This is a genomic window from Mesorhizobium sp. M2A.F.Ca.ET.042.01.1.1 (assembly GCF_003997405.1).
GTDB lineage: Bacteria > Pseudomonadota > Alphaproteobacteria > Rhizobiales > Rhizobiaceae > Mesorhizobium.
The window spans coordinates 1-7,370 of record NZ_RZRX01000288.1 but is presented as its reverse complement, the minus strand read 5'-3'; the positions used below and the strand labels follow the sequence as shown (position 1 = coordinate 7,370).

5 protein-coding genes and 1 pseudogene are annotated in these 7,370 nt (G+C 63.2%); 4 read left to right on the top strand and 2 right to left on the bottom strand.

All coding sequences use genetic code 11. The features are described 5' to 3' along the window. Both EOA23_RS29485 and alaS read left to right on the top strand, forming a co-directional pair. A pseudogene (locus EOA23_RS29485) lies at positions 1–274 on the top strand (DNA recombination/repair protein RecA); the annotation flags it as partial. 328 nt (positions 275–602) lie between these two features. Next, on the top strand, positions 603–3,272 hold the full coding sequence (alaS, locus tag EOA23_RS29480; protein WP_127306724.1) for an alanine--tRNA ligase: 2,670 nt from the start codon (positions 603–605) through the stop codon (positions 3,270–3,272). Positions 3,273–3,509: 237 nt separating this feature from the next. Here alaS and EOA23_RS29475 read toward each other — a convergent pair whose 3' ends face one another. Both EOA23_RS29475 and EOA23_RS29470 read right to left on the bottom strand, forming a co-directional pair. Next, the gene (locus tag EOA23_RS29475) at positions 3,510–4,136 is read right to left on the bottom strand and encodes a glutathione S-transferase family protein (protein ID WP_127306723.1); all 627 of its coding nucleotides are present in this window, start codon (positions 4,134–4,136) and stop codon (positions 3,510–3,512) included. 163 nt (positions 4,137–4,299) lie between these two features. Next, complete coding sequence (locus EOA23_RS29470; protein WP_112127719.1) at positions 4,300–5,511, bottom strand: NADP-dependent isocitrate dehydrogenase; 1,212 nt, start codon at positions 5,509–5,511, stop codon at positions 4,300–4,302. A gap of 208 nt (positions 5,512–5,719) precedes the next feature. On the opposite strand from EOA23_RS29470, the gene EOA23_RS29465 reads away from it, so the two are divergent. Continuing rightward, positions 5,720–6,568, top strand: coding sequence for an RNA methyltransferase (locus EOA23_RS29465; RefSeq protein ID WP_127306722.1), 849 nt, complete (start codon positions 5,720–5,722; stop codon positions 6,566–6,568). A 57-nt stretch (positions 6,569–6,625) separates the two neighbouring features. Next, entirely contained in the window at positions 6,626–7,252 is a 627-nt protein-coding gene (locus EOA23_RS29460; RefSeq protein ID WP_127306721.1) for a hypothetical protein, read from the top strand. The last annotated feature ends 118 nt before the right edge of the window (positions 7,253–7,370 follow it).

The following is a 7,370-nucleotide window of genomic DNA, read 5'->3' as shown; positions in this document are numbered from 1 at the left end:
TGGCGAGGGTGTGTCCAAGACCGGCGAGCTTGTCGATCTCGGGGTCAAGGCCGGCGTGGTCGAGAAGTCGGGCGCCTGGTTCTCCTATAATTCGCAGCGTCTCGGCCAGGGTCGCGAGAACGCAAAACTGTTCCTACGCGACAATCCCGACACGGCGCGCGAGATCGAGATGGCGCTTCGGCAGAATGCCGGGCTGATCGCCGAGAAATTCCTCGAGAATGGCGGCTCCGAAGGCGGGGACGACGGTTTCGAGGATGAAGCCGGCGCCATGTAGGCCGGTTCCAGGAAGATCGCGCGGCGGTTTCCTGTTCGGCGCAGGCAATTCGTCGGCTTAGCCGGAGTTCGGCCACAATCCTGGTTTATTTGGTTATGCTTATGTAATCGCGTTCTTGAGTACTGCGTACCCGAACCGCCGGCCTTCGCGCCGGCGGTTTTGCGTTTCGCGGGCGGTTTTGAGCCGCTGCCCGCTTGCCGATTGGCCCAACTCCGTGTTTCTGGACAGGCTCAAGAGCTATCGCTAAAAGGCCCATCTATCTTCTGAAATACCAAAGCCCATTTGCCGCCGGCCGGGCCGGTGGTTCTTGCGAAAAAGGCAGTGTGCAATGAGTGGCGTGAACGACATCCGGTCGACATTCCTCGACTACTTCCGCAAGGAGGGCCACGAGATCGTCGCCTCCAGCCCGCTGGTGCCGCGCAATGATCCGACGCTGATGTTCACCAACGCCGGCATGGTGCAGTTCAAGAACGTTTTCACCGGCCTGGAGAAGCGCTCCTATTCGCGCGCCGCGACCGCGCAGAAGAGCGTGCGCGCCGGCGGCAAGCACAATGACCTCGACAATGTCGGTTATACCGCGCGCCATCTCACCTTCTTCGAGATGCTCGGCAATTTCTCGTTCGGCGACTACTTCAAGGAGCGCGCGATCGAGCTTGCCTGGAACCTGATCACCAAGGGTTTCGGCCTGAAGAAGGACAAGTTGCTCGTCACCGTCTATCACACCGACGATGAGGCGGCAGCTTACTGGAAGAAGATCGCCGGCTTCTCGGACGATCGCATTATCCGCATTCCGACTTCCGACAATTTCTGGGCGATGGGCGACACCGGCCCATGCGGTCCCTGCTCGGAGATCTTCATCGACCGCGGCGAGCATATCTGGGGCGGCCCGCCCGGCAGCCCGGAAGAGGACGGCGACCGATTCCTGGAATTCTGGAACCTGGTGTTCATGCAGTATGAGCAGGTGACGAAGGAAGAGCGCATCGACCTGCCGCGTCCCTCGATCGACACCGGCATGGGGCTGGAGCGCATGGCCTCCATCCTGCAAGGCGTCGAAAGCGTCTTCGAGACCGACCTGTTCAAGCATCTGATCGATGCCGCGTCCTCGGCGCTCGGCCAGGGGCCAAATACGGAGAACGTCGCGTCCTACCGCGTGATTGCGGATCACCTGCGCTCATCCTCTTTCCTGGTGGCGGACGGCGTGCTGCCCTCCAACGAAGGGCGCGGCTATGTGCTGCGCCGCATCATGCGTCGCGCCATGCGCCATGCGCAGTTGCTCGGCGCCAAGGAACCGCTGATGTGGCAGCTGGTGCCGGCGCTGGTGCGTGAGATGGGCCAGGCCTATCCCGAGCTGGTGCGCGGCGAGGCGCTGATCACCGAGACACTGAAGCTCGAGGAAACACGTTTCCGCAAGACGCTGGTGCGCGGCCTCGGCCTGCTTTCGGACGCGACCGAGACCCTCAAGGCTGGCGACATGCTGGACGGCGAGACGGCCTTCAAGCTCTACGACACCTACGGCTTTCCGCTCGACCTGACGCAGGATGCGCTGCGCCAGCGCAGCATCTCGGTCGATATCGCCGGCTTCACCGACGCGATGGAGCGGCAGAAGGCCGAGGCGCGCGCGCATTGGGCGGGCTCGGGCGAAGCCGCGACCGAGACTGTGTGGTTCTCGGTGCGCGAAAAGACGGGTGCCACCGAATTCCTCGGCTACGACACCGAACAGGCCGAAGGCATCGTTCAGGCGCTGGTCAAGGACGGCAAGACGATCGACAGTGCCTCCCAGGGCGACGCGATCGCCGTGGTCGTCAACCAGACGCCGTTCTATGGCGAATCCGGCGGCCAGATGGGCGATACCGGCGTGATCTCCGGCGAGGGCTTCTCGATCGAGGTTTCCGATACGCAGAAGAAGGCCGACGGTCTGTTTGTGCATCTCGGCAAGGTGGCCAAAGGCACGGTGAAGACGGGTGCCGCCGTCGAGCTCAAGGTCGACCATGCCCGCCGCTCGAAGCTGCGCGCCAACCACTCGGCGACGCATCTCATCCATGAGGCACTGCGCGAGGTGCTGGGCACCCACGTGGCGCAGAAGGGCTCGCTGGTCGCGCCCGACCGCCTGCGCTTCGACATCTCGCACAACAAGCCGATCTCGGCCGATGAGCTAGAGGAGGTCGAGCACATGGCGAACGAGATCGTCGTTCAGAACAGCCCGGTGACGACGCGGCTGATGTCGGTCGACGACGCCATCGCCGAGGGTGCGATGGCGCTGTTCGGCGAGAAGTATGGCGACGAGGTGCGCGTCGTGTCGATGGGCACCGGCCTGCATGGCGCCAAGGCCAATCGGCCCTATTCGGTCGAGCTTTGCGGCGGCACGCATGTCCGCTCGACCGGCGATATCGGCCTGGTGCGTATCCTGTCGGACAGCGCGGTGGCGGCCGGCGTGCGTCGCATCGAGGCGCTGACCGGCGAGGCGGCGCGCAGGCATCTCGACGAACAGGACAAACGCCTGAAGGCCGCGGCGGCGACCCTGAAGATTTCGCCGGCCGATGTGCCGTCGCGTGTCGAGGCGCTGCTCGAAGAGCGCAAGAAGCTCGAAAAAGAGCTGACCGAGGCGCGCAAGAAACTGGCGCTGGGCGGCGGCTCGGCCGTTGCCGATGCGCCGGCTGCCAACGAGACGGTCGCCGGCGTCGGTTTCCTTGGCAAGGCGGTTTCCGGCGTGGCGCCGAAGGACCTGAAGCCACTTGCCGATGCCGGCAAGAAAACGCTCGGCTCGGGCGTGGTCGTCTTTGTCGGCGCCGGCGAGGACAACAGGGCAAGCGTGGTCGTCGGCGTCACCGACGATTTGACCGGCCGCTTCAGCGCTGTCGATCTCGTTCGCGTCGCATCCGCCGCGCTTGGCGGGCAGGGCGGCGGCGGCCGTCCCGACATGGCGCAGGCCGGCGGCCCGGATGCCTCCAAGGCCAATGATGCGATCGCGGCGGTGAAGGCGGCGCTGGAGGCGGCTTAAGATGGTTGGCTTAGCGTAGGCCGGTTCCTAGTTCTGCGAGGTCAGCGCTGCCCCTCATCTGGCGCCATCTTCTCCCCGTTGAACGGGGAGAAGGCGCTGCTATCGCGGCTTTCGCCAAAGGTCAGCAGGTGCAGGAAAGGCGCCGGCGTTGCAACCGTTTCTTTCTCCCCGTTTACGGGGAGAAATGCCCGGCAGGGCAATGAGGGGCGGCGCCGACGTTGAGGAAATTCACTCGGCCTAAGCGACCTTTTCAGTCCGCACAAAGCTCGCACGATCAGCCACGCGCGCAAACCAATCACGGATTTCCACGAACCGTCCCAGCAGATCGCGCCCTTCCTCGACCTTGAGGAAATAGGCGATGATCGGCGCCGCGTGCAGGTCGGCCAGCGTCAGTTGCTCGCCGAGCAGCCAGGGCCCTTTTGCCTTGAGCGATGTCAGGACCTTGAGCACGGTCTCGGCCTGGCGGAGCCCGGCGGCGATCAGCGCCTCATCCGGCGGCGTTTTCTCCAGCCGCTCGACCGCCACATCCCAGACCATGGCGCGGTAGCCATAGGCATCGAGCATGCCGATGATCTGGTTCATCCGCGCCCGAAGGCGCGGATCAGTGGGCTGAAGGGCCGGACCATCGAAGGCTTCGTCGACATAGCGCGCAATTGCGCCGGTCTCGAACAGGCGAAAGCCGTCATGCTCGAAGGCCGGGATGCGGCCGAACGGGTGATGTTCCAGATACCAGGCGGAAATGCCGTCGGCGGCGAAGATGTCGAGCGGCACCAGCTCGTAGCCGATGCGTTTCTCCTCCAACGTCATCCGCGCGATGCGCACATAAACGCTGTAGTCGGCGCCATAGAGGATCGGCTTGGCCATCGCTCCCGCTCTTTTTGCTTAACCCACAAAAAACGAAGGCTCCTTTCGGAGCCTTCGACACTAAGGGACTTTGTCACACGGCCCGGCCCTGCGCTATGGCTCCGGGCGTTCGTCGCATGAAAAGCCCATTTTGGGGCTTTTCATGCGCTTCGCGCACCACTCCTCACCCCATTGCCTTCTGCAAATTCTCGTCGATCTTGTCGAGGAAGCCGGTGGTAGAGAGCCAGGGCTGGTCGGGGCCGATCAGCAGCGACAGGTCCTTGGTCATGAAGCCGCTTTCGACGGTCTGGATGCAGACCTTCTCCAGCGTCTCGGCGAAGCGCTTCAGCTCGGCATTGTCGTCGAGCTTGGCGCGGTGGGCGAGGCCGCGCGTCCAGGCGAAGATCGAGGCGATCGAATTGGTCGAGGTTTCCTCGCCCTTCTGATGCTGGCGGTAGTGGCGGGTCACGGTGCCGTGCGCGGCTTCGGCTTCCACCGTCTTGCCATCGGGGGTCATCAGCACCGAGGTCATCAGGCCGAGTGAGCCAAAACCTTGCGCGACGGTGTCGGACTGCACGTCGCCGTCATAGTTCTTGCACGCCCAGACATAGCCGCCGGACCATTTCAGGCTCGAAGCGACCATGTCGTCGATCAGGCGGTGCTCGTACCAGAGTTTCCTTGCCTTGAACTCGGCCTCGAATTCCTTCTCATAGACCTCCTGGAAGATATCCTTGAAGCGGCCGTCATAGGCCTTGAGGATGGTGTTCTTGGTCGACAGGTAGACCGGGAAGTTGCGCAGCAGGCCGTAGTTCAGCGAGGCGCGGGCGAACTCGCGGATCGACTCGTCGAGATTGTACATGGCCATGGCCACGCCGGCGCCCGGCGCGTCATAGACCTCGTGCTCGATCACCTGGCCGTCCTCGCCGACGAACTTGATCGTCAGCTTGCCCTTGCCGGGGAAGCGGAAGTCGGTGGCCCGGTACTGGTCGCCGAAGGCGTGACGGCCGACGACGATCGGCTTGGTCCAGCCCGGCACCAGGCGCGGCACGTTCTTCATGATGATCGGCTCGCGGAAGATGGTGCCGCCGAGGATGTTGCGGATGGTGCCGTTGGGCGACTTCCACATCTTCTTCAGCTTGAATTCCTCGACGCGCGCTTCGTCGGGGGTGATCGTCGCGCATTTCACGCCGACGCCCCATTTCTTGATGGCGTTGGCCGAGTCGATCGTCACCTGATCGTTGGTGGCGTCGCGGTGCTCGATGCCGAGGTCGTAATATTCAAGCTTCAGATCGAGATAGGGGTGGATCAGCTTGTCCTTGATGAACTGCCAGATGATGCGGGTCATCTCGTCGCCGTCGAGCTCGACGACCGGGTTCGCCACCTTGATCTTCGCCATGGAAAGAGTGCCTCGTTGCTGGGGGAACTGGACGGCCTTGCCCGCATGGTTTCGGCCGGGGATGCGGAGCGTATATCAAAGGCTTTTTCAGCGCGCAAACCACGATGCGCGCCGGGATGGACGTGTGCCGCTGTTGTGAAAGCTTCATTTTCCGGACGAGATGTGGCAGGGGACGCCGAAACGCCGCAAACCCCGGTTACCCACAGCCATGCCAGCCACCGAAGATACAGCCAAGACCGCCTCCGCCGGACCGGCGATCATCCTGGTCGAGCCGCAGCTCGGCGAGAACATCGGCATGGTCGCCCGCGCCATGGCGAATTTCGGCTTGTCGGAACTGCGCCTTGTCAACCCGCGCGATGGCTGGCCGAGCGAGAAGGCGCGCGCGGCCGCCAGTCGTGCCGATCATGTCATCGACGCCACCCGGGTCTTCGACGATCTGGCGTCGGCCGTTGCCGACCTGAACTTCGTCTTCGCCACGACGGCGCGCGAGCGCGACGGCTTCAAGCCTGTGCGTGGGCCGGTGGAAGCGGGCAGGGCGCTGAGGGCACGCGTCGAGGCGGGCCAGCGCGCCGGCATTCTGTTCGGGCGCGAGCGCTTCGGCCTCTATAATGACGAGGTCGGGCTTGCCGACGAGATCGTCACTTTTCCGGTCGATCCCGGGTTCTCCTCGCTCAACATCGCGCAAGCGGTGCTTTTGATGTCCTATGAATGGATGAAATCCGGCCTCGCCGACGAGACTGAGACCAATTTCTCCGGGCCGGAGCTGGCGCCGGCGACCAAGGAGCAGCTGCACAGCCTGTTCGTCTATCTGGAGAACGCGCTGGAGGCGCGAGGCTACTTCCGCCCGGAAGAAAAGAAGCCGAAGATGGTCGACAATCTGCGCGCCGTGTTGACGCGCGCGGGCTTTGCCGAGCCGGAGCTGAAGGTTCTGCGCGGCATCATCTCCTCGCTCGACCGGTTCTCGCCGGCCATGCCGCGCGGCGATGGCTCGCCTGGGGATGATCCGAGGCGGCTGCCGGCGGCTGCGCGAAGTCGCGCCAAAGACGAAGAAAGTTAAAATCCGTAAGCTATGAGCATTTGAAGTAACCGATTTTTATTCGGTTATGCCTCATCCTTGCTGCAACAGTGGGGGTGGCACATGTTTACGTCCAATATTGGCCGGCTGCGCTTTTTCCTTTACTCTCTCGGTCTTGCTGTTGCCGAAGCCGTGGTGATCGTTGTCTGCATTGTCGGCACGATCGGTTTCGAAGGACTGATCAATTCGGCACCTGGCCCGGCGCGGCAGGGCATGGCAGGCGCCGTCCTGATCGCCTCGCTCATCTTTGTTGCGCTGCGCGGCAACTTCGCCTCGCGCCGCAGCCGCGACGCGAATGGACGCCGGTGGATCCTGTGGGCCTATATTGCCCTTTCCGCCGTCTATGCCCTTCTGCAGGCGGGCGTACTGCTGGTCGTCAAATTCGGCGATCCCGAGAGCATTCCCGGCGGGCTGAATCTGCTTGGGATTTCGATATTCGGCCTTTGGTGCACAATTCTCTGGGCGAAGCCCGTCGCGGGAAGCAACATCGACGAGCTGACGGATGTTTTCGACTTCGACGATCCGCTGCCGGCACAGGCGCGCACTGCACGCGCCGCTGTGCCGGCCGAAGGGCTGCGGCAAGCGCGGCATATGAGCGAGCCTGCGAGACAGCTGCGCAAAAGCTGCTCGCATTCGCCTCTTCAAGACCAAGATCATTCGCGATAGAAGCGCTTGCGGTCCAATCACGGACCTGCCGCCTCTCTTTGTTTTGACGCAATTCCGGACGGAAAACCGTTTCACACTTTTCCTGGAATTGCTCTATGACCGGATGACAATGAGCGAC

What these genes read in the sequence shown, in the direction of transcription:
- alaS (WP_127306724.1), top strand. Translation starts at nt 603, where the DNA reads ATGAGTGGCGTGAACGACATCCGGTCGACATTCCTCGACTACTTCCGC.
- EOA23_RS29475 (WP_127306723.1), bottom strand. Translation starts at nt 4,136, where the DNA reads ATGGCCAAGCCGATCCTCTATGGCGCCGACTACAGCGTTTATGTGCGC.
- EOA23_RS29470 (WP_112127719.1), bottom strand. Translation starts at nt 5,511, where the DNA reads ATGGCGAAGATCAAGGTGGCGAACCCGGTCGTCGAGCTCGACGGCGAC.
- EOA23_RS29465 (WP_127306722.1), top strand. Translation starts at nt 5,720, where the DNA reads ATGCCAGCCACCGAAGATACAGCCAAGACCGCCTCCGCCGGACCGGCG.